Source organism: Litorimonas sp. (genome assembly GCA_029936425.1).
In the GTDB taxonomy this organism is placed as follows: Bacteria; Pseudomonadota; Alphaproteobacteria; order Caulobacterales; family Maricaulaceae; genus Litorimonas.
Map to the genome: position 1 here is coordinate 36148 of JAPYSU010000015.1, position 27000 is coordinate 63147.

Consider the following 27000-nt stretch of genomic DNA (forward strand, 5'->3'; position numbering starts at 1 on the left):
ATATGGTAGAGGCCGTTGGGTCTTGCTTTCGGAAGTATTTTAAATTCAGCGGCCGTGCCCGTCGATCCGAGTTTTGGTATTGGGTATTGTTCACAATAATTGCGAGCATTGTTTTTGGCATTCTGGATTCTTTATTTTTTGGATGGGAAGGTTCAAATATAAAACCTTTTGGTAGTTTGTTCAGTCTTGCCACATTATTTCCGGGCCTCGCAGTCTCTTGGCGAAGACTCCATGACACAGGCCGTTCAGGCTGGTGGGTTGGTGGATCCTATTTGGCAGTTATTGCCGTGAGCTTCGTCTTTGGGGTGATGTTTGTAAGTGAAAAACTTGCAACCAACCTGATAATAATTGGATTTGGGGTTGGACTAATAGTGGCTTTACTAGTCCTGATGGGGTTCGCTTACTGGATATTATTGATTGTCTTTTTTTGCCAAGACAGCCATTTCGGGCCGAACAAATACGGACCTAATCCAAAAGACGATGGCAATGTTTCGGTCTTTGATTAAACCCTGTAATCTGACGCGTCGATTTCAGGTTTGAAAGCCGCCAATCCGATTATTAAAAGCGCGCCAGCCAAAGCCAGACCGCCGATCAAAATCGAATCTTGTGTTACGAAGACCTGTTTGATGAACAGAAAGCTCAATCCCCAGATAATGGGGAAGGCGTAAGCTCTGTTGGCCCCGCTTTTGCGAGTCATAAATCCTGCCCAAACCAGCGCGGCCAGAAGCATAATAATATTCGGAACGATGAAAGGCACATTACTTCCGAAAAGTCCGATGACAATTGGCGTCCAGTTAAGAAATACCGCCAAGGAGGTCCAACCTGCGATGAGGCTGACAGGCAGCCAGACACAAACCGTTTCCAAATTATCCAGTTTATGCCGACCCCGCGTCAGGATCAGCATGGTGTTTACCAGACATAACATGGCCGGAATGAAGATGATCGCCGTTCCCCATTGCGCCCAACTTTCCCCTGCATATGCCGAAATCAGCGACCAGATACAGATACCTATAAATCCTGCGGCAGACCACTTGCCAGAATGTCTGAAAATCTTGCGGGTCCTGTTCGGCGGTAAAACCTGAATTATCCCATAGGCGATGCACCCGACAAAAATCGGAAACCAAATCGCGAAGGCGAAGCCGAGGGGAACAAGCAGGCTTTCGTTAATGTCCGATAGACCATCCGGACTGCGGGCATTGTCGTCGAACTGAGAGAGACTGGAGAGAATCCACATTGAGGGCGCGGCAACCAAAATTATAATTTGCCGTATATAATCTGTAAGGTGTGACTGCTCGTTCTGAGGTGAATTAGAGGAAGATGGAGCTTTGGACGTCATAATCATTCACCTTACATGCATTAGTCTTGAAGTTTAGCATATTCATTTTTGATTTAAGTTTAAAAGATGAGTGCCTTAGAATTTAAGCCTAAAATAAGTTTTGGGCAGTCACGGCACCTTTTTTATGTTAACCCGTATATCTATATAACAACTAAGAGAGGTAGATTATGCAAATCCAAATCGTTTCCAAAGGCATAGATGTTTCCCCTGCGCTCAGAGAGCGCATATCAGGCCGACTAGATGAGATGATGGATAAGTATATTCACCGCGAGGGCGAAGCCCATGTTTCAGTCAGCCGCGAAGGTACCGGGTTCAAGACGGTTTGCTCCGTGCATTTACCTAGCGGCGCGTCCATGGAAGGCCAAGGCGCCGCGCAGGACGCTTATGGGGCGACAGATGAGGCGCTTACACATATTGAAAAGCGTCTGCGCCGTTATAAACGCCGTTTGAAAGATCATTCCAAAGCGCAAAAAGCTGCCAAGAATATGAACCTCTTTATCCTGCAGGATCCTACGGGCGGTCAGGAGGATGAGGACGACGAGACGGAATATCCCGATCAAGATGAGCCTATGGTGATTGCTGAAAAGCAAGGCAAGATTCGTACGCTCACGCCCTCTATGGCGGCGCTGGAGCTCGGATTGGCCGATAGCGGCGTTGTCGTCTTTCACAATGCGCGCCACGGCGGCTTGAATGTGGTCTTCAAACGTCAGGACGGAAATATTGGATGGGTCGATCCGGACGGCGCAGGCGCATAGAGCTAGCGCTTTGGGCTGAAGCCCTTGATTGACCTTCGGGCGCCGCTCCTCTAAGGGAGCGCGCAACTGAGCGCGAGACCGCGCATAACTGTCACCGGCTTGATTTTTTCCGGTGAACCAATATGAGTATAGTCATGCCAACCCCGCCGCTCTTTAGCGCGGAAGGCGTTCTGTTTGATTTGAACGCCGGAAGCCAGAAACAGCTTTTTCAAGAAATCTCTTCGCTCCTTATCAAGAGCCAAAAACTCGATTCTAAAGGTATTGCCTGCCGTGATATTGTGGCGGCTGCCGTGGAGCGTGAACGGCTTGGCTCCACAGGAGTTGGAAACGGCGTGGCGCTGCCGCATGCACGTCTCGAAGGTATTGACCATGTCACAGCCGTATTTGTGAAATTGGCAACGCCCCTGAAATTCGACTCCGTGGATGACCGCGATGTCGACTTAGTGGCGTTCCTACTTGCGCCTGAAAATGCCGGCGGGTCTCATTTACGGGCTCTAGCAAAAGTTTCCCGGCTTCTACGACGTCAGGAAATGCGCCAGCGTCTTCGCTCGGCGCCAAATGCCGAAGCGCTCTATATGATTTTGGCTGAAAGTCAGGACGTGAAAGCCGCTTAAAAACGGTTTTGCTTTATAAAACTGTCACAGAGCAAGTGTGGCTTAGGACTATATTTTACGTCTTTGTCTGACTAAAAGACGGCATGACACCTCTAGACTCCAGACGTTTTTTCAATCGAGAGCTATCCTGGCTTTTCTTTAACAGCCGCGTTTTGGAAGAAGCCCAGAATCCGGAAGTTCCTCTCCTGGAGAGGGTTCGCTTTCTGTCTATCTCAGCTTCAAACCTTGATGAATTCTACATGGTGAGGGTCGCCGGACTTCGGACACAGGTTCTGGCGGGAATGCATACGAAATCCGCTGATGGTCTGACCCCGGATGCCCAAATTGCCAAAATCGGAAGGCGGGCCGGAAAAATTGTTAAACGCCAAGGCACATGCTGGTCAAAACTTATACGGGAATTAGCGTCCGAAAACATCCATATTCGGAAAGTTGGGAGCTTGAAAAAAGAACCTTTTGAGGCGGTCAAAACTCTATTTCTTGAATCAATTCTCCCAATTTTGTCCCCTTTGGCGGTTGATCCCGCCCATCCTTTTCCTTTTCTTCCAAATTTTGGCTTCGGAATGGCACTCTCCATGAATGTCGAGGGGCGAGATGACCCCATGTATGGCCTGATTACAATTCCAACTCACGTGCCGCGTTTTCTGCCTGTTCAAGAGGGGGGCAAAGGCAAGAGCTATGTTTTAATCGAAGATGTCTTGACCACTTTTGCTCAAGATCTGTTTCCGGATTTTGATGTCCGTCACACGGGTCTGTTCCGGATTACCCGCGATAGTGATATTGCAGTGGATGAGGATGCAGAAGACCTTGTTCGTCATTTTGAGTTTTTATTGAAAAAACGCAGACGTGGTCGGGTCATTCGCCTCGAATTGGGGGAAGGCGTTGTTTCAGAACTCCGGGAATTTCTAATCGACAGTTTCGAGTGCTGGGATGAGGACATTCAAGACGAGAATAAAATGCTTGGCCTCAGTGATGTTTCTCAAATAATTGACTCACAAAATCCAGATCTTCTTTTTCCTTCCTTTAATGCCCGTTTTCCTGAACGGATTCGAGAGTTTGAAGGAGATTGTTTTGCGGCCATTGCCGCCAAAGACATTGTTGTCCATCATCCCTATGAAGAATTTGATGTTGTTATTCAATTCCTCAAGCAAGCGGCTGTGGACCCGAATGTCGTCGCTATCAAGCAAACGCTTTACAGAACGTCCGATGATAGCCCGATTGTCGCTGCCCTGATCGAAGCGGCGGAAAAAGGTAAGTCCGTTACAGCTTTGGTTGAATTGAAAGCGCGTTTTGACGAGGCGACCAATCTGCGCTGGGCCCGTGATCTTGAAAGAGCAGGCGCGCATGTTGTCTACGGTTTTGTCGGATATAAAACTCACGCGAAAGTCTCACTGGTTTTACGCCGGGAAGGTTCTCGTTTGAAAAGTTATGCGCATTTGGGAACAGGAAATTACCATGCGCAGAACGCAAAAATCTATACGGACCTGGCTTTGTTTACGGCTAATGCCGAAATGGGAGAAGATGTTGGAAAGCTTTTCAACTATGTCACCAGCTATTCCAAGCCTCGTGATTTGAGAAAATTAGTCGTGGCCCCGCTGGGGCTGCGCGAGGCGCTTTATGGCCATATAGACGATGAAATCGCGTTCGCAAAGGCTGGCAAACCTGCCTGTATCTGGGCGAAAATGAACTCGCTTGTAGATGCTGACATGATCGATAAATTATACGAAGCCTCTAAAGCCGGAGTTCAGATTGATTTGGTCGTAAGGGGAATTTGTTGCCTTCGCCCCGGCGTTCCTGGCCTGTCTGAAACAATACGGGTGAAGTCCATTGTCGGGCGTTTTTTGGAGCATTCCCGGATTATCTGTTTCGGCAATGGATCGGCTATGCCGCATGATGATGCGAAAGTATTCGTTTCCAGCGCGGACTGGATGCCAAGAAATCTCGACCGCCGCGTTGAAACCCTTATTCCCATTGACGATCCGACCGTGCACGGGCAGGTTCTGGATCAGATCATGGTTGCCAATCTTATCGACACCGCCAATAGCTGGGAGCTTGACCCCAAAGGTAAATATCGCCGGTTGAGCAAAGAAGGAGAAACCGGACAATTTTCCGCCCATGCCTATTTCATGAAGAATCCGTCCTTATCGGGACGCGGGCAAGCCTTGGATAATGACGCGCCGCTGCCTCTGGAAACTATTTTTGCTGAAAAGCTGAAAGCGACGAAGTGAAGCTCAAAAAAAAAGCTGTCGGCCGAGAAATAGGGGTTGTTGATATTGGGTCAAACTCTGTCCGGTTGGTGATTTACGAAGTGTTCGGTTCGCATTTCACCGAGATATATAATGAAAAAATTCTGGCGGGCTTGGGACGGTCTCTGAAATCCACCGGCAAACTCTCAGAAGAAGGCAAAGACCTTACCCTACAGGCGCTCTCCCGTTTTACACGTATTGCCAATGCCCGAAATCTACCGCCTCTGATTTTTGGGGCGACAGCCGCTCTTCGCGAAGCGGAAGACGCCGCTCACTTTCTCCGCAAGATAAAGTCTGAAACCGGTTTGAAGATAGAGCCGATCAGCGGAGATGAGGAAGCGCGCCTTAGCGCTATGGGATTAATTTCCATGCATCCGCGCGCGTCCGGCTTGGCCGCTGATTTGGGTGGAGCGAGCCTGGAACTCGTAAATATTAAACAAGGGGAGAAAGAAGCCGTTGTTGGCAAATGCCAGTCGCTTCCTCTTGGGCCGTTCGACCTGATGGGCGGAAATCTGACCGAAATGACGGTGGATATAATTCGAAATGCCAAAGCCGCGATCTTGGAGCATCTCTCTGAACATAAAGGTCTGCTCAAAAAAGGCAGAGGCCAGTCGCTCTATCTAATCGGTGGAGCTTGGCGGAACTTAGCCTCGATCCATCAGGCCCGTTCAGGATATCCATTACGCACATTACAGGCTTATACATTATCCCCTAAAGAGGCGATAAAACATGCGCGCTGGGCTTATGGCCAGGGCCGTGAGGCGGTCTTTAGCTGGCCGGGCATGCGAAGCCGCCGGGCCGAAACCTTGCCTTATAGCGCAATATTGCTCGAAATTTTGATTGATAAAATCAAACCCAGAGAAATTGTTATTTCGCAAGCAGGACTACGCGAAGGTCTGGTACAAAATGCCATTCCAACCTCACAGCGGCAACGTGATCCGTTGTTTGACGGATGCCGCGCCTTTGCCAAGGGCTCACTTCAAACCGAAAATTTCGGGCGGCCGTTAATCCGTTTTATTGAACCTGTCAGGTCGCTCTTCCCCGATGTCTTCAACACCGAAGATGACAAAAGAATATTCGAATCTGCCTGCCTGATGGCCGGAATTGGCAAAGACTTGCATCCAGATTATCGCGCGGAAGCCATTTTTGCGGCCGTTCTATATGCGCCGGTGGCCGGTTTATACCATGCCGAACGCGTTTTTCTCGCGCTTTGCCTGTTTCGATCTTACACCGCAAGCCGAGACGTTCCGGCGCCCGATATAATTGACGCGCTGCTATCGCCCGAGCAACAGGAAGTGGCGGGCATGGTCGGGGCCGCTATACGTCTGGGCATCGTGGCGACGGGTGGATCCTCTGAACTTCTGGATTGTTTCTCTTTGGGAGAAAACGAAAAAGTTCTGACTTTAACCGTAGACACAAAAGAGAAAGCTCTTTTGACAGAGCAAGTTGAATTTCGGCTCAAAAAACTGGCCTCGAAACTTAATATGGAACACGAGGTGACTTGAGCCTGAAAGCTTATTGATCGTCATCTATCCCTTCGGGTTCAGCTTTCTTTTCTTCCGCGTCTTCAAGGCCTTCTTTTTCGAGTGAAAGCGGTTCATAGTCCCGGATAATCGTCGAGCCCACATTCAGATTGGATCCGCGATTCAAGGCGCTGGCAGATCCAATCTGACTGCCCTCTCGAATTGTCGAAACCTGCATGTCCGGCGGCCCGGCCTGGGCGATTGGTTTTGGAGATTGAGTATCCGGGGGTGCGAGAGTGGCGGGGTCTTCATTTTGTTCTGGGGCGACAGGCATAGGAGCCGCCTTTAATCGATAGATATCTCCATTTTTTGAATCGGCAACGATCAAACCTTTAGTGTCAAAAAGAAGTGGTCCGGGCCTTCCCCAGACGGACCGTCCGGAAGAAGACATAAATCCTGAAAATATTACTTTGGCTCGGAGGTCAATTTGCCCAAATCCGGCCGGGAGTGCCAAGACGTCATAGCCTCCCCCGGACTGTCGGGAAACTATGACCTTGTTCTTGAAGGCTGCGGGCCAATCACTTTTTTCAGAAATTGCGGCAGAGACAGGCAGTGCCAAAGACTTAAAGGAGTGAGAGGAAGAAATAGGTGTTATGTTTTCGAGAGAGGGGCCTATGCCATGCTCCAGCGCTAACCACGGCGCGCTGTCTCCAAAAGCGGCCAATCCAATAATTTCCTGACTCGTTTCCTTGTTCTGAACCAGAGCGGCTTTTCCGGTTTCGACATTCAGCTGTAGAAGTTTAGCTTCGCCCGCTTTCGTACTGAGGCCAAGATAAAGAGTTTTTCCATTCTCGGTGAGCGACAGAGGATGATGCGTTCCTCTGGAGCCGGAGTTGACCAATCCGGCGAGTTTTCGCGGAGGGTTCATTCCGTTCATTACCCAGACGGCGTTTCGGTCCGAGATATAAATTTTTTTTCCGCTAATCGCCAATCCGGATGGCTGATCAAAACGCTGAGGCAAAGCCTGTTTGAATTCATATCGGCCATCTTGATTGCGGTCACGAAGTCGCCAGAGCCTGCCTGCACCGCGGTCAGCCACATAAAGCGTCCCGGAGGCGTCAATTGCAAGAGCCGAAATCACCCCTAAGCCTTGTGAAAGTCTTTCAAAAACAAGTCCATCTCCGGCTCTTAGCGCCGCAAAATGACTTCCGCTCTGGGTTCTGACGGGGAGAGTGTTTTCAGAAGGTTGGTTGAGGTCGACGAAAGGCTCAGTAGGAGAATTCTGCGCCCAAACGAGAGAGGTGCCGCAATAAATTACGGTCCCCAACAAAGCGAAAACTGTAAATCTCGCGAATCGCATAGGTCTTTCTAATGGGCTATCACGCAATATGACGAACAAAAAACACAGACAAAATATAAGAAAGCGATAAAAACTAAGGGCTAAACTTATGTTATGTAAGAAAAATTTCTTCTGCTTGTCACATCTCTGTCTTTCTGATTATCTATCCCCGTATAGAAACAGTTTTTTGGAGTAAGTGGTTTCAGTCATTTATTTTGTCAAAATCATCATAGCGCCTCCTCGCTGAGGCCAAGACGCGGCTGTTTCATATTCCCCACAGAGATGAGAGAGCCCGATGAGCCTTGCTGAAATAAACATTTCGGATGCCAAACCTGTTGCTCGTGGAAATTACCCCTGCCTCATTCTGAATGCAGATTACCAACCGCTTTCCTATTTCCCGCTTTCGCTTTGGTCCTGGCAGGACGCTATAAAGGCCGTGTTTCTCGACCGCGTGAATGTCATCAATCATTATGAGCAATGCGTTCGTTCTGCGACATTTGAAATGCAAATGCCGAGCGTTGTCGCTCTGAAAGATTATGTTCCGCAAAACCGCGCCCCCGCTTTCACACGGTTCAATTTATTTCTACGGGACGGATTTGAATGCGTTTATTGCCACAGCGAAACCGAGCTTACTTTTGATCACGTCATTCCAAGACGGCTTGGCGGCAAAACGACTTGGAAGAATATCGTCGCAGCCTGCTCCAGCTGTAACCTGAAAAAGGGGGGACGCCATCCGAAAGTGGCCGGAATGCACCCGCTCGTGAAGCCCTTCCAGCCGACCATGCATCAATTACAGGCTCAGGGCCGAAGGTTTCCGCCCAATCATCTGCATGACAGCTGGCTTGATTATCTCTATTGGGACATTGAGCTCAAAGAGTAAATTCAACTATTAGGCTATCATGGCAGACGAAATAGATTCCCAACCGCCGCAATTTGAGTGGCAAAGCCCGAAGCCGCAATTCGAGGTGGGGCGGGTCTTGGGCCGCACGTTTTCGGCCATTAAAAACAATTTTGTAAAATTTGGACTGCTGTCTTTTGTAATTGTTGGGCTTCCCATGTTTGTCGTCGGCTTATGGCCACTGCTACTCTATGGGGGAGAAGGCATGCTATCGGGAGACGAATTGAGTGACGGCTATCTTATCGGCACATTCGTTGGGGCCATTGGCGGCATGTTGTTATATTTTTTATTATACGCTCTGGCGCAATCCATTCTCGTTCACGCCTGTTTCAAGGATTTTGCAGGCGAAAAAGTTAGCCTGAGACTATCTATGAGAAAGGCTTTGAGTCTTTTACTGCGCTTAATCGGATTGATCATTTTATATACAATCGGCGTATTTCTCGGTTTGGTTTTCTTCATAATTCCGGGAATTTTACTTCTGCTCGGTTGGTATGTGTGTATCCCGGTTTTACTGGTGGAAAAACGCGGCGTGGTTGACTCCCTTGGCCGGTCCTGGGAACTCACAAAGGGATATAAGAGGTGGGTTCTGCTGATCGTCATTATTCTTTGGGTGATTTCGACTGTTATAAGCGTTCTCCTGACGCTCGTTTCCGTTCCCTTTGGGGACCCCAATATGGCAACCTTTACCGGAGGAAGCGTAATTTTCTGGATTGTTTATGCCTTAGCTTCTGCTGCGGCCCAAGCGATTGCAGTGCTCATTTCTGCTTCTTCCGTGGCGGCGGTTTATTTCGAAATCCGGGACTTGAAAGAGGGCATAACCCCAGAGTCAATTGCCTCGGTTTTTGATTGATGTCAGACGAGCGCTTCGGCTTCTGCCTTTATTCGGGCGACCATCGCGTTTAATCCATTTGAGCGTTGCGGGGACAGGTGTTCGGACAGGCCGAGCTTTCCTAATATCGATTTGGCATCAAGGCTCAAAATTTTCGACGCTTTTCGTCCGGAGAAAATGACCAAGACAATAGCTACAAGACCTTTGACGATGTGGGCGTCGCTATCCCCCTGAAAGCGCAGAACCGGGTCTTTTTCGCCTTCTTGCTCGCTAATCAGCCACACCTGACTGACGCAGCCTTTGACTTTGGTCGCCTCTGTTTTCAGGGCTGGCTCCAGCGGGGGCAGAGACTTCCCCATGTCAATCACATGCATATATCGGTCCTCCCAATTATCGAGGAATTCGAAATCGGAAATCAAATCGGTTATGTCGTCAGGTAAGGTCTCGCTCATACTCCTGAAATAAGGAGCTTAAGCGGTTCCCACAAGGGCATGGCCGCGTCCGAAGGCTGTGTAAAAATTACACCTCTCACGCGAATTGACTGGTCAAACGACTCAAAAAACGTGTTTTATACCCTGTTAGAGGTCGAAAGGATTGCATTTGACTTATGCAGATACCAAACGCGCGATTTTAGTGCCGAGCCTGATATGGCTAGCCGTTATCGCGACTGCTTTTGCCGCGACTCTTTTGCGCGGTATAGACCCGCTGGATTTAGCCGGGCCGGCTTTGATCGGGGCCTTTCCGGCAATAGTTTCTGTTTTGCTATGTGTCTTCATAGAGAAAGAATGGGCGCAAATTCTGGTGCTTTTGAGCTGGCTTGCTCTTGCCATTATCGCCTGTTTATTTGTCGGCGTTGTGCCGCTTGCCATACTGTTTTTGACTGCGCCCGTTATGGCGGCTTTGTTTCGGCAGGAAAAAATTGTCGAGGCATTAGTTATGTCCGCCATTCTGGCCGGGCTTCTCTATTTTGCGACCTTGCGCGGCGCGCTCCCGGAAACGCCTCTTGATGATGCGCAAAGTCTCTGGGCGACGCAGACCGGGCTTGTAGGTCTGATAGCCCTCATTATCGGCACACTTTTCGTGTCCGCTCAACTCAGGGGCCGTAGCCGTATGGATGAGGCAGCGGGAATGTCCCACCCGTCTCATATATATGAGGGCGTTCAGGGCGGGGTTTTAGAGTTTTCCAAAAGAGGCACCTTAATCACAGCCAATCAAGGCGCTCGGCAAATATTTGATATTGATCCCAATGAACAGACTGTGAAGTTGCAAGGCTTATTGGCGGATGATGCAGAGCAAGCGGCTTTGATGGGAGCAATTAATAAAGTTCGCGAAACGAAGCAGCCTTGGTCCACACGTCTGAACCTGCCGGGACAGGAAAATTCCGCGGCGGTTATAGAGTGCTATATTGCTCCGAAAAATGATGGCCGGCTTGTACTGCATGTTATTGACCGGACAGCCGAAGAACAAAGAATAGAGGATTTACGCCGCAGTCAGGCGCTGGCTGCGCGTGAAACGGATGACAAAACGCTCTTCTTTGCCGGGGTCAGTCATGAACTTCGGACGCCGCTAAATGCCATTATAGGCTTCTCCGATATGATGCGTTCTCGGCTTTTCGGGCCCTTGCCGTCCAAATATGCGGAATATGCTGATCTTATTCATGATAGCGGCCAGCACATGCTGGATTTGATCGGGGACGTCCTGGACTTGTCAAAAGTCGAGGCCGGAAGGTACACACTTCAATATGATACGTTCGACGCCGCAGATGTCATTCGCAGCTCAGTTAAAATGATCCGTCCAGCGGCAGATGCCGCCGAAGTTCGTCTTGATGTCGCTGTCGAAATGGACGAGACACTCCTCATCGAAGCGGACCGCAAAGCCGTCCGTCAAATCCTGTTAAATCTGCTCTCCAATGCGATTAAATTCTCCCACAAAGGCGGCCGTGTTTCTGTCTCTGCCTTTGAGCAAAACGGGGCTTTGGTTCTGCGTGTCGAGGATGAAGGAGAAGGCATCAGCGCAGAAGACCTGGTCACGATCGGCACGCCATATACGCAATCGGCCAGCGGGCTATCCTCTGAAGAGCGCGGGAGCGGTTTGGGGCTGTCCTTGGTGAAATCTCTGACGGAATTACACCAGGGCGAGTTTGATATTGAGAGTCAGCTTGGGGAAGGAACGCAGGTCACCGTCTCGCTTCCGTCATCCCGTGCGGACTGAAAACCCTTAGAACTTAGGTAAAACGTATTCGCTTCGCGATGATTGATTAGTAATATTTATTGGCCCGGTTGCGCGGTTTAGAGAAGCTAAGCAAGATCATTCCCAAAAGAAGTATTCCTAAAAAGGCCGCCGCGCTTAATTGCTGTAAGCTCCAATTCTCAGCATAACGTCCGGGAATCGAGCTGCGTTTCCAATTCTGGTGCCACGTCGATTTCAAATGCTGAACGCGGCTCTGTAGGTTCGAGGCTTTCTCGTTCAACTCCCAACCCAAAACGGACGCTTTCAAAGAGCTCCACTTATTTCCTGTCCAGTGTAAGCCGATTTTTGAAGTTTGCGAAATATCCCCTGTCTCGAAAACAGAGAGTCCTCTTAGGGAGACTGCAGATTGATGTCCTTCATCAGCTTCGGGGTAGGCTTTTTTCCAAAATAAAGCTTTTTCTTTTAGCTCAGTCCAATTCATGGACGGCCATTGAAAATCGGGCAAAGCAGAACTTAGCGCCGTTAAATCAATCTCGGGCCAATCTAATTGAGAAGACGAAGAGGAAGACGGGCGAACGGATCGAACAAACTCCGGCAGAGGCGAAGACAATTCCGTCATTAAGACTGTCTTGTCATTCCAGCGGGCAACACTGCCTTCCAATTGGTTCCAATGCGTTGGCTGGGATAAATTCTCAAGGGCAGAGCCAAAAGAATCTCCAGGAATATTTGTGATAACTCCCGCGATTTTATCGAACTGGTAAGGCGACGCATAAAGCGCGGCAACGCCCCCATTTGCGATACGGTTGCGCTGCGCGGATTTAAAGGTAAAGCTTCCGCCCAGAGACGCTGCCGAGGCGTAGCGCTCAGCTTCTGCAGTTAACAGATTCTCTCCGTCCTGCGATTTACCAGTTAAAGCGGAAAGAAATGATTTGGGGGCCGCAGACTTTGCCTTCTGGGGAATGTCTTCAGCTGGCAGAATGAAAAGAACATTCCGCTGGCGGGCTAAAGCTTCAACTTTTGTGTAATCTCGCGTAAATTCTGCTTCGGACCAGCTTGCGCCCTGTTTTGCCACGAGCTTGGCGAGCAGACCAAGCGCCGCCTGATAATCAGCGTTATTTTTCGGCAAAACTAGTAACGTCTCTTTGCCATTTTCATCGGAAAAAGGCGCGCCTGTCGCGGTCAGGCGGGACAAATCAGAGAGAGGCGTTTCAGTTTCGGAGGTCAACGTAATCCGGGAGTGCTCGCCAAATATCGGGCTGTTTTGAGTGTAGCTCTGACCTAAACATCCGTTCAGATTTTCGGTTTCGATATCCGACGTCACTTTCAGAACATTATCCTGTCCCTGCAATGCGCCCTGAGGAATTTGAAAAGCCACAGACTTATTCCGCTTATCCAATGACGTTTGACCGATAGACTTTCCATTCAAGGAGAGGGTGAGTGTATTTTCGGCGCGCGCGACGACTTTCGGCGCGGTGAGGCGGAGCAGAATATCTCCCTGGCTCGCGAGCGGGTCTTCCACATCAAAGCGTAGACTCACATTACTCGGATTCCAGTTGGGATGAATATCCATCGATCCCAAATCAGAGAGCTTGGTCTGACCATTCTGAAGCGTCGCGTCTTCCGAGAGAGGCCGCTGCATTTTTAGCTCCCCCGTGCTGGTAAGTGTTCGGCGCGTTTCAGGAAGTTGGTACTGAGCGAAAGCCTGCAAGAGATCTAAGACCTGCTCATCCGTATCCCCTGTCAGGATAACTCGTAAGGGTCGGCCCTCATCCAGGGCGACACGCGGCCCGCTCACCTGTAGAACAACTTCGTTTTTTATGTGTCGCGATATGACTTCGCGTCGCCCTGCGATGAATTCAATATCGCCTGTTCCAGGGGACAGCGTAAATTCGGGCATCTGTGCTGATCGCAACCCGACAGCTTGAGCCAGGAGGGATTGGAATTGTGTTTGGTGATCGCCAAAAGCAATAAGACTGACGTTTTGAGGCGCGCTTAGAGGGTTAGAAAGCACGGCATCAATATCCCCAATGTTCAAAGCGCGGGATTTGGTTCGGCTCCGTAGAGTAAGAATAGATCTGTCTAGATTTAAAACCCAGGCCCCGTTTTGGGATTGGAGGCATTCAGCCCCGGCTGGCACGCCGTAAAAGATGTTTAGAACATTATTGCGGGGGCGGATGCTGGCCGTTTCAAGCGTTAAAAGAGCATCAAAACCCCGACCTTTCGTGCTGACTTTGACAGGAGACTCTTGATTAAGTTGCACATAAATTTCCGCGTTTCGGGGTATATTTCCGACCGGGTCGGCGGAGAGGCTTAACCGAAGCGAAGATGTCCAATTCACATCAGGGACGTCAAATGTCAGGGAGTAATTTGGATTTCGCCAATCCAATACGGGTTTTTCAGATAAGCGTGTAAAATCAGAAAGAGCCGCCGTCTGTGTCTGGCTCTTTCCAAAAGGCGTTTTAAGTCCGGGATTGTTTGCCTCGTTTATGCCCGCCTCTGCCGTGACAGCAGGTCCCGTAGCGGTTAGAAGCGCAAAGGCCGTTAAAGACATAAGTGTCTTTTGTCGGAAATGGGACATTAATCCGGGCCTCACGTTAATCATGGCCTTAACCAAGCAAGCGGGATGCCAGATATGTCTCTTGAGGCGAAAATAACTCAGTCAGGCCGCGATAAGCGAGAGATGGATTTATGAGTCCAAGATTAAAAAGTGAATTTTGGGTCGGGGCTCTCCTCCGCCGCGCGCAATCCCAAGGCGGCTTTGCCACCATATTGCGCAAGGGTGACCCTGACGCCGGAATTGTTTTGATCGTTTTCCGGGTCGGACAAGCGCTTAAGCTCTACGCGCCGGAACGAAATTTTGAGGGGCAAAGGGTATGGTGGCCTTACGATATGGCGGATCAGGCCGCGCTCGATAGCCGGGTGAACCGACGCGTCGATGACGACCCGGATATCTGGGTCATCGAAATTGAAAGTGACGTTGCTCCGGAAGCGCTTATTGGGGAGCCAGTTGAGCAGGAGACCCGGGAAGTGGATCCTGCCGAAGCTGCTGCGCAAGCCTTATTCCGAGGCCGATAGCGGCGCAGGTCAGCCCCGCCATCAAGCCATACCAGACCCCTTTGGGGCCAAGCGGGCTGTGGAGGCCAAGATAATAGGCAACCGGAAATCCGACAATCCAATAGCTGATGCCTGTAATCCACATTGGGACTGTTACGTCCTTAAGCCCTCGTAATAGCTGGTTACAGCCGACTTGAATGGCGTCGGCAAACATGAAGGCGGCCGCAATCGGCAAGAAGGTAATGACAAAAGCGATTACCTCGACATTTTCAGCTTCTTCCAAATTGAGATAGAGCGCAGCAATGGTTTCAGGCATGAGCGCAATCGGAATTGCAAAAATGCCAATGGCGATGACGCAGGATAATATAGTTGTGCTAGAGGCCCGCTTCTCGGCAGGCTTATTTTTTGCGCCGCGCGCGAGACCAATACGCACAGATCCGGCCATGCTCATTCCCCAAGGCATCATAAACGCGGTCGCAGAGGCGTTGAGCGCAATTTGATATGCGGCCTGCTCCGTGATGCCGATAAGTCCAACAATGAGAACCAAAGCGTTAAATAACATGCCTTCAAAAGAGGTGGTGACAGAAATCGGCCAGCCAAGTCTGAATATTTCAATCAGCCTTTCCCAGTCTGGCACAAAAAACCGTTTGAAAATTTCAAAAGTGCGCGCCCGTTTGTCCCATTGAATGTAAGCGAGAAAGATAAAAAATCCGATGATCGTGGCAATAGAGGAAGCAAGACCCGCCCCCACAAGCCCCAAGGCCGGAAACCCAAGTAATCCAAAAATAAGCAGGGCGTTCAAACCAGCGTTCAGGATAACAACAAAAAACACAATCAAAAACGGCACAAATGTTTTATCCAGGGCCGCCAGAAAATTTCGGAGCGCCATCGTCGCCAATCCAAAAGGCAGGCCAATGAGAATCGCGAGGACATAGCTCTGCGCTTTCGCGGCGGCGACCGGATCCTGACCTAAAAATAAAGCCGCGCGTTCCGTCATAAGCATCGCGACAAGCATAAAGGGCGTCATTAAGAAAATCATCCAGATCGCCATGCGAACAGTGCGGCGGGAATCACGCGTCTCATTTTTATCCGCGCCTATTGCCTGAGAGACGAGAGGAGAGACCGCCATAATTGGTCCGCTCGCAATCATATAGAGAAGGAAAATCATCACGCTGCCAAGCGCCGCTCCCGCCAGATCTGCCGGGGAGAGGCGGCCTATCATCACAGTGTCGATAAAATAAATCGAGAACATGACGAGCTGCGTAAACGCCATAGGAATTCCGAGGCGCAGCAGGGCGCCCATCTCGCCCCACCACGTGTCGGGGAGAGCCGTAACCTCTGGCGAAGCCGGAGCAATGATATGAGCCGTCTCAGTCATGAAGGCGGCTGTTAGTCGGTTTTCACATAAAGAAAAAGTTTAATTCGGAAATTTTATCTCGGCCCCATTCCGGCGGCGTCGTAAATCGCATCTATGGCGCGCATTGTCTGAACTGCGTCTGCGCCACCCGTCAGCGCCGACGCTTTGCCGGACATCACTTTGAGGACATGGTCGAGCTGATAAGCATAGGTTGATCGGGTATAGCGTTTTTCATCGTCTTTTTCGGTAAACGTTCTGACGCTGCTTTCGGTCTCAACTGTCAAGGTAAATTGCCGATAAGGGTGCACATACTGATCCAGGGTCGCGGTGCCTTTACTTCCCGTGACGGTAAAGACTATTTCGCGATCTGTTTCGCCCCGCATGTCACAGGCGAGAGTGCCTTTTACCCCGTCAAAATTCATTTCGGCTTTCATAGCGGCGTCGACCCCGCTTTCTGAAAGAATTGCTGTCGCCGATGTCACCTCGGGCTCTTTCATGGAGACAAGCCGCGAAAGGTGCAGCGTATAACATCCCAAATCCATTAAGGCCCCGCCGCCCAGCTCCTTGATATAACGAAGCTCTCCGGGTTTATTGGCAATCGTTACATTGAACTTTCCGTTCATGGAACGGACGTCGCCGATTTCGCCGTGATGTATAAGGGTCAGAAATTCAATGACGGCGGGGTGGAAGCGGTAATGAAAAGCTTCAATCAGATGACCGTCTGACTTTTCCGCAGCGGCTACCATGGCTTTGGCTTCCGTCACGTTCATCGCAAATGGTTTTTCACAAAGGACGGATTTACCGGCTTTTAACGCCGCAATAGTGAGATCCGCATGGCGGTTTGGAGGCAGGGCGTTATAGATCAGATCAATTTTTGGGTGCGAGATGAGCGCGTCATAATCGTCCAGAGCCTCAGAGATGCTATGTTCCTTCGCATAGGCTTCAGATTTTTCCAAGTCGCGGCTGGCGACAGCCAAAACCTGGCAGTCGTCGCGATCCTGCGCCGGATGTATAATAGCCTTGGGGGCGATATTCGCTGCGCCGAGAATGCCGATATTGATCATCTTCAGTCTCCTAAACGTTTATAGTTTTTGTCCGTGGTTAGCTTCGGTAGGCCTACGCCGCCTCGTTCGAATAAGTCAGGGACATAAACACATCTTCCAGATCCGGCTCTTCGGTTCGCAGGTCGCCGATGGACAGGCCTGCATCCTTGAACTCATTGAGCATGCCCGAAATTGAATCTGTTCCGGCGCGATAAGAGATGACCAAGTCGCCGTCTTCCATGACTTCGGCGTCCAAATGTGACAGGCCTTTTGGGACGGCGCTTAGCGGCTCTGTCGGTGTGATAACCAATTTGCGTTTGTCGAGCCGGGACAAGAGCGAGGATTTGCTTTCATTGGCGACAATTTCGCCCTGATGAATAATGGCGATCTGGTCGCAAAGAGCTTCTGCTTCTTCGAGGTAGTGTGTGGTCAGGATGACTGTGGTGCCGCGTTTGTGAAGCTCCTGAACATAGACCCAGAGCTGCCGGCGCAATTCAATATCCACCCCGGCTGTAGGCTCGTCCAGAATCAGAACAGTAGGATTGTGGACCAGGGCTTTGGCAATCAGCAGCCTTCGCTTCATGCCGCCGGAAAGCTGTCGTACATAGGCGTCACGCTTGTCAGACAGGCCGAGAGCCTCGAGAATTTCTTCTGATCGACGTTCTTCTTTCGGTACGCCGTAATAGCCCGCCTGAATTTCAAGGGCTTGATAAGGCGTGAAGAAGACATCCATGGTTATTTCTTGCGGGACGATACCGATAGAGGCCCGTGCTTGCCGGGTGGCGGTTTCAATATCATACCCGCAAATCTCGGCAGTGCCGGAGGTTTTATTGACCAGTCCGGCGAGAATATTGATCATGGTCGACTTCCCGGCCCCGTTCGGGCCGAGCAGTCCAAAGATAGAGCCGCGTGGAATGGTCAAGTCCACGCCCTTCAAGGCCTCTTTCGCCGGTGCTTTGCGCGTCGCCTTGTAGGTTTTCTTCAGGTTTTTGATTTCAATCGCTGGAGCGTTCATAATTTTGTCCAAATATTGCCGGTGGGATGAAACCGCCCGTTGACGATTCTATCGCATAAATCTAACAAAGTCCCTCCTACACATCACGCGCAGGCTTTGCATGTCAAATTCAAATGAAATTTCCCAGAACCATGACGACATTACGGTTGTGAAGACCAGACGCGTAGCTTGCGACGGGAGCGGCGTCGCTCTGGGCCATCCGCGAACCTGGCTGGATATGGGCCAGGACACAAAAGTGCGCTGCAAATATTGTGACCGGGTGTTTGTTCTGGATGAAAATGCAGTAAGCGACGGACACTAATGGGCGTCTAGGGCGAAACTATTCGGCCCGAAAGCGATAGGTTTTAGAGATTCCGGAGACGGGTACAGCGCGTCCGTTTTCAGTTCTTGGATAATACCGGGTTCGCATTGCGGCGCGCTGCGCGGCTCTTATAAAATCCCGCTCATAACGATCTGCTTCAACGCTGGCGACTTCTGTCATGACGACCCGGCCTTCAGCGTCAACATTTAGTAATAGCGTTACAACGCCGCCAATGCCGCGGCGCTCTGCTGATCTTGGATAGATTGGACGGCGATCACGCCTGACGCGTAGGGGTATGACTTCAGCCTGTTGGTTGAGAGATGGGAAGGTGCCTTCCGGACGATTCGAAAAGTCAGGATCGGCAAAGCCTGGCCCGCCCGCCAGAAAATTATCCGGCACAGTTTCGGATATTCCGCTGTTCTGTCCCTCCAGGCTCCTGTCGGGAAGGATTGTTGGCGCCTGTGAGTCCATGATTTCCACTCTCAAGCGTTCAATGTCGTCTTCACGGCTGCCTAATAAGGATCCACCCCACTTTTCTTCATATCGCTTCAAGACGCCGAGTTTGACGTCTTTAGAGAGCCGCGGATTATAGGCTGTGAGCTGCACCTGTTCCCAATCGCCTCCCTCATATCGGTTTATAACGTCAATCTGCGCCAGAACAGCCGTTTCGTGAGGGCCATTTTCAAAGGTCAAAAGATAGTCGCTCAGCCTTGCGCGGCGAAGCGCCGGGTCTTGCTCGGAAATCGCTGTGAGGTAGGCTTTGGTCGCCGCTTCTGTTTGTGACAGATCGGGTTTGGCGGGGGTAGGCGCCTGCTCCCGAAAGAAAATACTCAGAACGAGCATAAGTGCTAGCAGTCCAAGACCAGTCAGAGCGATCAGGCCTTTTGGCCGTCGCCAGACAGGCGGTGACGACCCCGCTTCCTGGCCGTCCTCGGCATCTATATCGTCAATGTCCTGATACAAAGTCTGTCCTCATTCCATCCGTTCTTGCGGTTTATACAAACCAAACCGCAACTGCACTATTGAATTCCTGCGCCCTTCCCCTCAAAACCCTCTTAGCCTTAAATCCCAGATTACTTTAAGCCTACGGTAAGTGAGTATATGTCCAAATCCGCCCCCGTTGATAAGAATTCCCATGTCGTCCTCGTTGACGGATCCGGATACATATTTCGGGCTTATCATGCCTTGCCGCCGCTGACACGCAAAACGGACGGCGCGCCGGTCGGAGCCGTGGCCGGATTCTCCAATATGCTGTTCAAACTCCTCCAGGGCCAGAATAACGCCGCTCGTCCAACCCATTTCGCCGTAATCTTTGATGCGGGCAGTCAGACCTTTCGTAATGATATTTATGACCAATATAAGGCAAACCGCTCTGCGCCGCCCGAAGATTTGGTGCCGCAATTTCCTTGGGTGCGGGATGCAACGCGTGCATTTGGTTCGCCTTCTATCGAAATGGACGGATTTGAGGCCGACGATCTGATTGCAACATATGCTCGCCAAGCGGAAGCCAAAGGCGCGCGGGTCACGATTATCAGCTCCGATAAAGACCTGATGCAATTGGTGACGGATAAAGTGGTCATGCTCGATACGATGAAGAATAAGGATATCGGCGTTGCGCAGGTCAAAGAAAAATTCGGTGTTTCGCCAGACCGCGTTATTGACGTCCAGGCCTTGGCCGGAGATTCTGTTGACAATATTCCCGGCGTTCCCGGGATTGGCGTGAAAACAGCTGTTCTGCTTTTGGACGAATACGGCACGCTCGAAAACCTGCTCGATCACGCCGAGGAGATTCCACAAAAGGGTCGACGGGAAAAACTCATAGCGAACAAGGAAATGGCCCTGATTTCCAAACAGCTCGTCACACTGAAAACCGATGTCGAGGTCGAGACGGAGCTGGAAGACTTCGCTGTTTCTGACCCGGATGTTGATGAGCTGTTTGATTTCCTAGAGCGCATGACGTTCCGCACGCTTACCGCGCGGGTGAGGGCGCAATTAGGGGAAGGCGAAACCGACGGCCTTCGCAAAGATGATGACGCCGCAGAAGAGACCGCACCGGTTGAGCGAGAAATGCCGGAAAACATTCTTTTTGATAAAGAGAAATATGTCTGCGTTCAGGACGCGGAGACTTTGAAGCACTGGGTGAAGCGAGGCTTTGAAACAGGCGTCGTGGCTGTGGATCTGGAAACCGACAGCCTTGACAGCGCCGCGGCAAAGATGGTGGGCGTGTGCCTTGCTGTCGATGAAAACGAAGCTTGCTATATTCCGCTCGCCCATGTCGGAAAAGACGGCGGCGGCGGGGACATGTTTGGCGGAGACGCCCCAAAACAAATTCCGGCGGATGAGGCGCTCGAGATTTTGAAGCCGCTGCTTCATGCGCCCGGTGTTCTGAAAGTTGGGCAGAATTTCAAATATGATTTGGGCGTGTTTCAACGCTATGACCTTTATCCGGCGCCCTATGATGACACTATGCTGATTTCTTACTCGCTCGGCACGGGGCTTCATAATCACGGTATGGACGCTCTGTGCGAGATGCATTTCGGCCATAAGCCGATTGCCTTCAAGGACATTGCCGGCACCGGCAAGGCGCAGAAAACCTTTGATCAAATCGCGCTGGATGTCGCCACACCATATGCCGCTGAAGACGCCGATGTGACGCTTCGCCTCTGGAAATTCCTCAAACCTAAACTCGCCGGAGAACAAGTCGCTACCGTTTACGAAACCATGGATCGGGGTTTGCCGGCGGTTGTGGCCAAAATGGAAAATGAAGGCGTCAAAGTTGACCGCGCCGAGCTTTCCCGCCTGTCTGGCATGTTTGCCCAGAAAATGGCGGGTCTCGAAGACGAGGCCTATGAACTTGCCGGGACCAAATTTAATCTCGGCTCGCCCAAACAGATCGGCGAAATCCTGTTTGACGAAATGGGGCTGGAGGGCGGCAAGAAAACCAAGACGGGCGCTTGGAAAACCGGCGTCGATATTCTGGAAAAGCTCGCGGATGACGGCGAGACCTTACCCCGTATCATTCTCGATTGGCGCGGGTTTTCGAAACTGAAATCAACCTATTCCGACGCGCTCGTCAAGCAAATCAATGAGCATACGGGCCGCGTCCATACCAGTTTTTCCATTGCCGCGACGACAACCGGGCGGCTTTCTTCCTCGGACCCGAATTTGCAAAATATTCCCATCCGCACCGAGGAAGGCCGTAAGATTCGTAATGCTTTCGTCGCGGAAACAGGCCATGTTCTGGTCGCGGCGGACTATTCCCAAATCGAACTGCGCCTCCTTGCTCATGTCGCCGATCTGACGACGATGAAACAGGCCTTTGCCGACGGGGTCGATATTCACGCTCTTACAGCGAGCGAGATGTTCAATGTCCCGCTGGATGAGATGACGCCGGAGACGCGCCGTAACGCCAAAGCGATTAACTTTGGCATTATCTACGGCATGAGCGCCTTTGGTCTTGCGAAAAACATCGGCATTAGCCGCACGGAAGCGGGCGAATACATCAAGAAATATTTTGAAAAATTCCCCGGCATCAAAGCCTATATGGAAGACACGAAAGAACAGGCGCGCGAAGACGGCTACGTCAAAACCATATTTGGCCGCAAATGCCATATCAGCGGCATCAAGGACAGTAATCAGATGATGCGCGCTTTCGCCGAGCGGCAGGCGATCAACGCGCCCATCCAAGGCGCTGCCGCCGATATCATGCGCCGCGCCATGCTCCGTATGCCAAAGGCGATTTCCAAAGTGGACGGCGCGAGATTGCTTCTCCAAGTGCATGATGAACTCGTTTTTGAGGTGCCGGAGAAAAGCGCAGATGACCTCATCGCCGCTATTAAACCCGCCATGGAAAACGCGGCTATGCCCGCCGTGAATGTCAGCGTGCCTCTAGAAGTAGAAGCGCACGCCGCGAAAAATTGGAACGATGCCCATTAGACCCCTACATTATAATAGGCTAGCTAACTTTTGACCTTTTGCGCCATCGTTTTACGGTGTGCGGAATGACAGAGATAAAAGGAAAACTTGAAATGACCCAACTCATTCTCGTTCGTCACGGACAATCACAATGGAATCTGGAAAACCGCTTTACCGGTTGGGTCGATGTTGACCTGACGGAAGAGGGGATTGCCGAGGCGAACAAAGCGGGCGAATTGATATTGAAAGAAGGCATTCAGTTTGACGCCGCTTTCACCTCTTATCAAAAACGGGCGATCAAGACTTTATGGCTTGCGCTCGAAGGGATTGATCAGATGTATATTCCGGTCACGAAAGACTGGCATTTGAATGAACGTCATTATGGCGGGCTGACGAGCCTGAATAAACAAGAGACGCGTGACAAACACGGAGACGAACAGGTTCACATCTGGCGCCGTAGCTTTGACGTGCCGCCCCCGCAAATTGATGAGAGCCATGAATATCATCCCTCAAAGGAAGTGAAGTATAGACATATCGCGCCGAGTGAACTTCCGACGGGCGAGAGCCTGAAAATCACAACAGAGCGGGTTCTGCCTTATTATAAGTCCCAAATCGTGCCGCATCTGAAAGCCGGCTCTAATCTTATTATCTCCGCACACGGCAATAGTCTTCGCGCCCTGATGAAAGAAATCTTCGGTGTTGCGGATAATGACATCCCCGGCTTTGAGTTCCCAACCGGCAATCCGCTGTTGCTGGATATGGATGAAAAGACATTGAAGCCGAAGTCTGCCCGCTATCTGGACGAAGCTCGCGCCAAAGATTTACCGGAAGTTTAGGGGCCCAATCACTCTTTTGGCTGCGTTTGCAGGGAGTTTAAATATTTCTGCAAATGCGGCTTTCTCTTTCCGAGAGGGTGATTATACCGCGAAGAATGGTCAGACCGCCAAAAATACTCGTGATGGGAGCCGGCTTGATTGGGCTGTCCACGGCGGACTCACTCCAGAGGCGAGGCGCTAACGTTACCGTAACGGATGCGCGGTCTGGCGCGATGCACGGTACCAGCTATTCGAACTCGGGGATGATCCATCCCAGTCAATCCCGTCCCTGGATATCGAGCGGGGATGAGAGTTTTGATCTCGAGGCGACAAAGACTGTCTTGCGCTTAGCCAAAGATTCGCAAACGCTTTTACTGGAAAGATTTCAGTCTCTCGGCCTGGGGGAAGCACTGACCCGTCCGGCAGGCTGTTATCAGATATTCGAAAACAGCCGCGAGGCCCAAGCGGCTCAGGATTTCTATTTGTCCGTTGGACTTCAGGCGGATCTGGTATCCGACGCGGTGAAAACGCTGGGACACCTTGCTCTGCATTTCCCCCAAGACCGTAGCGGTGACGCCTATCAATACGGCCAGGCCTTGAAAGCCCGCCTATCAGAGAACGGCGCCGTCTTTATATATAAAGCAAGTGATTTGAAGCTCCGTCAGGGGCGCGATGGCATAACCGCGCAGCTGAGAGGTCATATATTTGACTGTGACCATGTGGTTGTCTGCGCGGGGCCGCAAAGCGCAGAGGTTCTGGCGCAAATGGGGATCAGCTTGCCTCTGACGTCGTCCCGGGGGTTTGCCGTAAATTTTGACAGGCCGAATATCGAGCTGTCGGAGCAGCCCATTATGGATGCGGAGAGCCGCTCCGCCATGACTGTTCTAGGGCAAACGCTCCGGTTTTCCGGCACTCTGGGCGAGGCGAGTGCGCAGCCTCTATTGAAACGCTGGTTTCATCTGGCGCCGGATATCATGTCGGGCCTGTCGCCGGCGCGGGAAGTCTGGTCCGGACTGCGTCCGATCCCGCCGCGGGGACGGCCTTATATCAGCGCGACATCGATCCCGAATCTTTGGGTGAATACCGGTCACGGACATATGGGCTGGACGCTCTGCACGGGCTCCGGCGAGCTCATGTCAGAGATGATTTTAGGCGAAAAAGAGGACACGCGATTTACGCTCTAAGACAGATAAAAATCTGCCTATTATAATGTCACGTGTTTTTCGCCGGCGCTTTTTGAAATTCTCTTGCTTCTTGTCTCTGTCTTTCGCACAGTCGACTCATGAAAAAGACACTCCTCCTTCTGACGTCCGCTCTTATCATTGGCTGTTCGGCCCAAAGCGAGGATGTGTCAGAGAGAGCTGCCCCAGAATTTGATACTGCGGCAATGGACAGCCTCTTATCGGGGGCGGTCGAAGAGGGCAAAGTCATTGGCGTTTCAGCGCTTGTTTATGATGAAGGTCAGATTGTCTATGAGAACGCTTTTGGCCTTGGGGATCGGGAGCGCGATGTCGCTCTGACAGAGGACAGCGTTTTTCGGATCTACTCCATGACCAAACCCATGACCTCTGCGGTGATAATGGATTTGGTCGAGGAAGGAAAAATCGCGTTAAACGATCCTGTTTCTGATTATGTCCCGCAGATCGGCCAGATGAAAGTGGCAACGCTCGGCGAGAGCGGGGCCGTGAGTTTTGAGCCGCAAGCCGTTCCGATGACCATTAAGGATCTGCTCCTTCACCGGGGCGGACTGGCCTATGGTATATTTGGTCAGGCTAATCCGATTGAGAAAGCCTATATGGATGCGGATATTTTCAATCTCGAGGAAGATTTGGAAGCGAAGATGGATAAGCTCGCTCAGCTGCCTCTTCATTCTCAGCCGGGGACGGGGTGGTATTACAGTTTTTCAATTGATGTCTTAGGCCGAATTATCGAAGTCGTGACGGGCAAAAATTATGGCGACGTTATGCAGGAACGGCTTTTTGACCCCCTTGGAATGACAGAAACCGGTTTTTATGTGACGCCCGATCAAAAACCACGTTTTGTCAGTAATTACCTTTTGCAGGAGGATGAGAGCTTTGTCGTGGCCGAAGACGGCCAGACCTCGACTTTCCTGAAGGAAAATATGTATCAGAATCCGGGCGGCGGGATTGTCTCTACATTGGGGGATTACGCCAAATTTGCAGAGATGATGCTGGAAGACGGGACATATAACGGAACTAAGATTCTGGAGCCGCAAACTGTTGAGGCCATGATGAGCAATCAAATGGACCCGGATGACATCTTTATGATGCCTTGGCTGGGCGGCGAGACAGGGGCAGGCTTTGGATATGGCGGCGCCGTACAAATTTCGGCAACGCCTGAGCAGGTTAAGCAAGCCGGACGGCAAGTGGGGCAATGGGGCTGGGACGGGCTTGCGCGTACGACTTTTTATATTGATCCCAAGAATGAGGCGTTCGGCATTATGATGTTGCAATATATGGGGGGTGAAAATCCGCCTTTACATGACAGCTTTCAGGCGCTGGCTTTGTCCCAAACTCAAGATGAGGGGCAAGACTGAGGCGGTTGGCTCTCCATAAATTTATTCGCCCATCATAATGACGGCTGATTTTTGCAGTCAAGTTTAGAAAAAGGCTTAAGGCTCACACACTAAAAACTTCGAAATGAGCCTGAAATAGAGGCTCCCTTTTAAAAAACCTGCTGTCAGAATTTGGATCGAAACTGAAATTTCGATCAAACAAGCTCGTCCCGGAAAAGGCGGCAGGCAAATATTCGGGTTCGAAACGGACTCATTCGGAGGCTTTTCTGCGTTTCAAATTAGAAGAATCAGCATTTTCTTTTCTCGCAGAAAATATTTCTGACTTTTTTCAGATAAAAATTCGGTTTTTTTCAGACTCATTCTGATGATTGTTGGACCCGATTCAGGAAAAATGTCGTTCGAATTGCTCTTTTGTGAGTTTTCTGATATGTAGATTGTCTGGAAAAAATTGATGAAATGACTGAAAAAGGGCTTGTGAGCTCATAAAAGTCGATAAAATTCGGTTGTTTTCCACATGCCTGTGGATAAGTAGCTTTAAGAAACTACGGTTTTATGGGGGTTTTCGACGCTCAATAGCTTTTTGTAGGAAAGAAAATAGTTTTTCTGCATTTTTGTGAAAAAAGGTGTTGCGGAAAAAAATCCACCCCCCTATATAGCGCTCCTCGGCGGCGGGCACTGACCCACACCGAGCGGCGCCCCTCGCAAGGGGCATTTATTTTGGAAAGAGTGCGGTGCACTTTTTTCGCTGTTTGACATCGTAAATATTGGGAAGAGAGACGCAGGCGGCGTTTAGCTGTGAGCGGACCTGGTAACAGGACGCACATTTCTTAAACGACTGTTGTTGACGTTTCTCTTTATGAAAATAATGAAATCGCTTGGATGACTTTTGTCATTTAAGAGGTTTTCGTTATTTCTTTGAAACGCACAAACGCTGAAATATTTATATTTCAACGTCAGTGAATAACGACACAGTCAGTTTAACTCTCAACCTGAGAGTTTGATTCTGGCTCAGAACGAACGCTGGCGGCGTGCTTAACACATGCAAGTCGAACGAGAAGCTCACTTCGGTGAGTGGACAGTGGCAGACGGGTGAGTAACGCGTGGCAACCTACCCTTCACTACGGGACAACAGTTGGAAACGACTGCTAATACCGTATACGTCCTCCGGGAGAAAGATTTATCGGTGATGGATGGGGCCGCGTTAGATTAGCTTGTTGGTAAGGTAATGGCTTACCAAGGCTTCGATCTATAGCTGGTCTGAGAGGATGATCAGCCACACTGGGACTGAGACACGGCC

At 50.7% G+C, this 27000-nt stretch carries 22 protein-coding genes and 1 rRNA gene; 15 read left to right on the forward strand and 8 right to left on the reverse strand.

Annotation, left to right across the window (positions count from 1 at the left end; genetic code table 11):
* Positions 1 to 2: 2 nt before the first annotated feature.
* The gene (locus ACN0IC_RS11815; RefSeq protein ID WP_416878986.1) at positions 3 to 506 is read left to right on the forward strand and encodes a DUF805 domain-containing protein; all 504 of its coding nucleotides are present in this window, start codon (positions 3 to 5) and stop codon (positions 504 to 506) included.
* Here the strand turns inward: ACN0IC_RS11815 and ACN0IC_RS11820 are convergent.
* Positions 503 to 1336 (reverse strand): hypothetical protein, encoded by an 834-nt coding sequence (locus tag ACN0IC_RS11820; protein ID WP_416878987.1) that lies wholly within the window; start codon positions 1334 to 1336, stop codon positions 503 to 505. The two genes, ACN0IC_RS11815 and ACN0IC_RS11820, sit on opposite strands and share 4 nt — an antisense overlap.
* 167 nt (positions 1337 to 1503) lie before the next feature.
* Between ACN0IC_RS11820 and hpf the strand changes: the two genes are divergently transcribed.
* From hpf to ACN0IC_RS11840, 4 genes are all read left to right on the forward strand, one after another.
* A complete protein-coding gene (hpf, locus tag ACN0IC_RS11825) occupies positions 1504 to 2091 on the forward strand; it encodes a ribosome hibernation-promoting factor, HPF/YfiA family (protein ID WP_416878988.1) in 588 nt (195 codons plus the stop codon).
* A gap of 134 nt (positions 2092 to 2225) precedes the next feature.
* Complete coding sequence (locus ACN0IC_RS11830) at positions 2226 to 2705, forward strand: PTS sugar transporter subunit IIA (protein WP_416878989.1); 480 nt, start codon at positions 2226 to 2228, stop codon at positions 2703 to 2705.
* Positions 2706 to 2788: 83 nt separating this feature from the next.
* A complete protein-coding gene (locus tag ACN0IC_RS11835; protein ID WP_416878990.1) occupies positions 2789 to 4930 on the forward strand; it encodes an RNA degradosome polyphosphate kinase in 2142 nt (713 codons plus the stop codon).
* On the forward strand, positions 4927 to 6453 hold the full coding sequence (locus tag ACN0IC_RS11840) for a hypothetical protein (RefSeq protein ID WP_416878991.1): 1527 nt from the start codon (positions 4927 to 4929) through the stop codon (positions 6451 to 6453). The genes ACN0IC_RS11835 and ACN0IC_RS11840 overlap by 4 nt, the downstream gene beginning before the upstream one ends.
* A 10-nt stretch (positions 6454 to 6463) precedes the next feature.
* Here the strand turns inward: ACN0IC_RS11840 and ACN0IC_RS11845 are convergent, their stop codons facing one another.
* Complete coding sequence (locus ACN0IC_RS11845; RefSeq protein ID WP_416878992.1) at positions 6464 to 7771, reverse strand: hypothetical protein; 1308 nt, start codon at positions 7769 to 7771, stop codon at positions 6464 to 6466.
* A gap of 274 nt (positions 7772 to 8045) precedes the next feature.
* Between ACN0IC_RS11845 and ACN0IC_RS11850 the strand changes: the two genes are divergently transcribed.
* Positions 8046 to 8630: an HNH endonuclease gene (locus ACN0IC_RS11850; RefSeq protein ID WP_416878993.1), complete on the forward strand. Its 585-nt coding sequence runs from the start codon at positions 8046 to 8048 to the stop codon at positions 8628 to 8630.
* Between the two features lie 19 nt (positions 8631 to 8649).
* A complete protein-coding gene (locus ACN0IC_RS11855) occupies positions 8650 to 9498 on the forward strand; it encodes a hypothetical protein (protein ID WP_416878994.1) in 849 nt (282 codons plus the stop codon).
* A 2-nt stretch (positions 9499 to 9500) separates the two neighbouring features.
* Here ACN0IC_RS11855 and ACN0IC_RS11860 read toward each other — a convergent pair whose 3' ends face one another.
* Positions 9501 to 9929 carry a SufE family protein gene (locus tag ACN0IC_RS11860; RefSeq protein WP_416878995.1) on the reverse strand — a complete coding sequence of 143 codons (429 nt, stop codon included), beginning with the start codon at positions 9927 to 9929 and terminating at the stop codon, positions 9501 to 9503.
* Positions 9930 to 10077: 148 nt separating this feature from the next.
* On the opposite strand from ACN0IC_RS11860, the gene ACN0IC_RS11865 reads away from it, so the two are divergent.
* Positions 10078 to 11688 (forward strand): ATP-binding protein, encoded by a 1611-nt coding sequence (locus tag ACN0IC_RS11865; RefSeq protein WP_416878996.1) that lies wholly within the window; start codon positions 10078 to 10080, stop codon positions 11686 to 11688.
* 46 nt (positions 11689 to 11734) lie between these two features.
* On the opposite strand, the gene ACN0IC_RS11870 is transcribed toward ACN0IC_RS11865, so the two are convergent.
* On the reverse strand, positions 11735 to 14245 hold the full coding sequence (locus ACN0IC_RS11870; protein WP_416878997.1) for a hypothetical protein: 2511 nt from the start codon (positions 14243 to 14245) through the stop codon (positions 11735 to 11737).
* A 110-nt stretch (positions 14246 to 14355) separates the two neighbouring features.
* Between ACN0IC_RS11870 and ACN0IC_RS11875 the strand changes: the two genes are divergently transcribed.
* Entirely contained in the window at positions 14356 to 14742 is a 387-nt protein-coding gene (locus tag ACN0IC_RS11875) for a DUF1491 family protein (RefSeq protein WP_416878998.1), read from the forward strand.
* Here ACN0IC_RS11875 and ACN0IC_RS11880 read toward each other — a convergent pair.
* The 3 genes from ACN0IC_RS11880 to ACN0IC_RS11890 are packed head-to-tail and all read right to left on the reverse strand — an operon-like array spanning position 14660 to position 18136.
* Entirely contained in the window at positions 14660 to 16099 is a 1440-nt protein-coding gene (locus ACN0IC_RS11880) for an MATE family efflux transporter (protein WP_416878999.1), read from the reverse strand. The genes ACN0IC_RS11875 and ACN0IC_RS11880 overlap by 83 nt on opposite strands.
* A 53-nt stretch (positions 16100 to 16152) precedes the next feature.
* Complete coding sequence (locus tag ACN0IC_RS11885; RefSeq protein ID WP_416879000.1) at positions 16153 to 17142, reverse strand: Gfo/Idh/MocA family protein; 990 nt, start codon at positions 17140 to 17142, stop codon at positions 16153 to 16155.
* Positions 17143 to 17194: 52 nt separating this feature from the next.
* Complete coding sequence (locus ACN0IC_RS11890) at positions 17195 to 18136, reverse strand: ABC transporter ATP-binding protein (protein WP_416879001.1); 942 nt, start codon at positions 18134 to 18136, stop codon at positions 17195 to 17197.
* Between the two features lie 100 nt (positions 18137 to 18236).
* Between ACN0IC_RS11890 and ACN0IC_RS11895 the strand changes: the two genes are divergently transcribed.
* Entirely contained in the window at positions 18237 to 18437 is a 201-nt protein-coding gene (locus ACN0IC_RS11895; protein ID WP_416879002.1) for a zinc-finger domain-containing protein, read from the forward strand.
* An 18-nt stretch (positions 18438 to 18455) separates the two neighbouring features.
* Here the strand turns inward: ACN0IC_RS11895 and ACN0IC_RS11900 are convergent, their stop codons facing one another.
* Positions 18456 to 19400 (reverse strand): energy transducer TonB, encoded by a 945-nt coding sequence (locus ACN0IC_RS11900; RefSeq protein WP_416879003.1) that lies wholly within the window; start codon positions 19398 to 19400, stop codon positions 18456 to 18458.
* A 138-nt stretch (positions 19401 to 19538) separates the two neighbouring features.
* Between ACN0IC_RS11900 and polA the strand changes: the two genes are divergently transcribed.
* The 5 genes from polA to ACN0IC_RS11925 form a co-directional block, all read left to right on the forward strand.
* Positions 19539 to 22373, forward strand: coding sequence for a DNA polymerase I (gene polA / locus ACN0IC_RS11905; protein WP_416879004.1), 2835 nt, complete (start codon positions 19539 to 19541; stop codon positions 22371 to 22373).
* Between the two features lie 92 nt (positions 22374 to 22465).
* Positions 22466 to 23188, forward strand: coding sequence for a 2,3-diphosphoglycerate-dependent phosphoglycerate mutase (gene gpmA / locus ACN0IC_RS11910; RefSeq protein WP_416879008.1), 723 nt, complete (start codon positions 22466 to 22468; stop codon positions 23186 to 23188).
* 95 nt (positions 23189 to 23283) lie between these two features.
* Complete coding sequence (locus tag ACN0IC_RS11915) at positions 23284 to 24351, forward strand: NAD(P)/FAD-dependent oxidoreductase (RefSeq protein ID WP_416879005.1); 1068 nt, start codon at positions 23284 to 23286, stop codon at positions 24349 to 24351.
* A 98-nt stretch (positions 24352 to 24449) separates the two neighbouring features.
* Positions 24450 to 25724 carry a serine hydrolase domain-containing protein gene (locus ACN0IC_RS11920; RefSeq protein ID WP_416879006.1) on the forward strand — a complete coding sequence of 425 codons (1275 nt, stop codon included), beginning with the start codon at positions 24450 to 24452 and terminating at the stop codon, positions 25722 to 25724.
* A gap of 964 nt (positions 25725 to 26688) precedes the next feature.
* Positions 26689 to 27000, forward strand: a 16S ribosomal RNA gene (locus tag ACN0IC_RS11925); the annotation flags it as partial.

What these genes read in the sequence shown, in the direction of transcription:
- ACN0IC_RS11890 (WP_416879001.1), bottom strand. Translation starts at nt 18,136, where the DNA reads ATGAACGCTCCAGCGATTGAAATCAAAAACCTGAAGAAAACCTACAAG.
- ACN0IC_RS11820 (WP_416878987.1), bottom strand. Translation starts at nt 1,336, where the DNA reads ATGACGTCCAAAGCTCCATCTTCCTCTAATTCACCTCAGAACGAGCAG.
- ACN0IC_RS11850 (WP_416878993.1), top strand. Translation starts at nt 8,046, where the DNA reads ATGAGCCTTGCTGAAATAAACATTTCGGATGCCAAACCTGTTGCTCGT.
- ACN0IC_RS11815 (WP_416878986.1), top strand. Translation starts at nt 3, where the DNA reads ATGGTAGAGGCCGTTGGGTCTTGCTTTCGGAAGTATTTTAAATTCAGC.
- ACN0IC_RS11860 (WP_416878995.1), bottom strand. Translation starts at nt 9,929, where the DNA reads ATGAGCGAGACCTTACCTGACGACATAACCGATTTGATTTCCGATTTC.
- polA (WP_416879004.1), top strand. Translation starts at nt 19,539, where the DNA reads ATGTCCAAATCCGCCCCCGTTGATAAGAATTCCCATGTCGTCCTCGTT.
- ACN0IC_RS11870 (WP_416878997.1), bottom strand. Translation starts at nt 14,245, where the DNA reads ATGTCCCATTTCCGACAAAAGACACTTATGTCTTTAACGGCCTTTGCG.
- ACN0IC_RS11920 (WP_416879006.1), top strand. Translation starts at nt 24,450, where the DNA reads ATGAAAAAGACACTCCTCCTTCTGACGTCCGCTCTTATCATTGGCTGT.
- ACN0IC_RS11880 (WP_416878999.1), bottom strand. Translation starts at nt 16,099, where the DNA reads ATGACTGAGACGGCTCATATCATTGCTCCGGCTTCGCCAGAGGTTACG.
- ACN0IC_RS11915 (WP_416879005.1), top strand. Translation starts at nt 23,284, where the DNA reads ATGGTCAGACCGCCAAAAATACTCGTGATGGGAGCCGGCTTGATTGGG.
- ACN0IC_RS11845 (WP_416878992.1), bottom strand. Translation starts at nt 7,771, where the DNA reads ATGCGATTCGCGAGATTTACAGTTTTCGCTTTGTTGGGGACCGTAATT.
- ACN0IC_RS11875 (WP_416878998.1), top strand. Translation starts at nt 14,356, where the DNA reads ATGAGTCCAAGATTAAAAAGTGAATTTTGGGTCGGGGCTCTCCTCCGC.
- gpmA (WP_416879008.1), top strand. Translation starts at nt 22,466, where the DNA reads ATGACCCAACTCATTCTCGTTCGTCACGGACAATCACAATGGAATCTG.
- ACN0IC_RS11895 (WP_416879002.1), top strand. Translation starts at nt 18,237, where the DNA reads ATGTCAAATTCAAATGAAATTTCCCAGAACCATGACGACATTACGGTT.
- ACN0IC_RS11885 (WP_416879000.1), bottom strand. Translation starts at nt 17,142, where the DNA reads ATGATCAATATCGGCATTCTCGGCGCAGCGAATATCGCCCCCAAGGCT.
- ACN0IC_RS11835 (WP_416878990.1), top strand. Translation starts at nt 2,789, where the DNA reads ATGACACCTCTAGACTCCAGACGTTTTTTCAATCGAGAGCTATCCTGG.
- hpf (WP_416878988.1), top strand. Translation starts at nt 1,504, where the DNA reads ATGCAAATCCAAATCGTTTCCAAAGGCATAGATGTTTCCCCTGCGCTC.
- ACN0IC_RS11855 (WP_416878994.1), top strand. Translation starts at nt 8,650, where the DNA reads ATGGCAGACGAAATAGATTCCCAACCGCCGCAATTTGAGTGGCAAAGC.
- ACN0IC_RS11830 (WP_416878989.1), top strand. Translation starts at nt 2,226, where the DNA reads ATGCCAACCCCGCCGCTCTTTAGCGCGGAAGGCGTTCTGTTTGATTTG.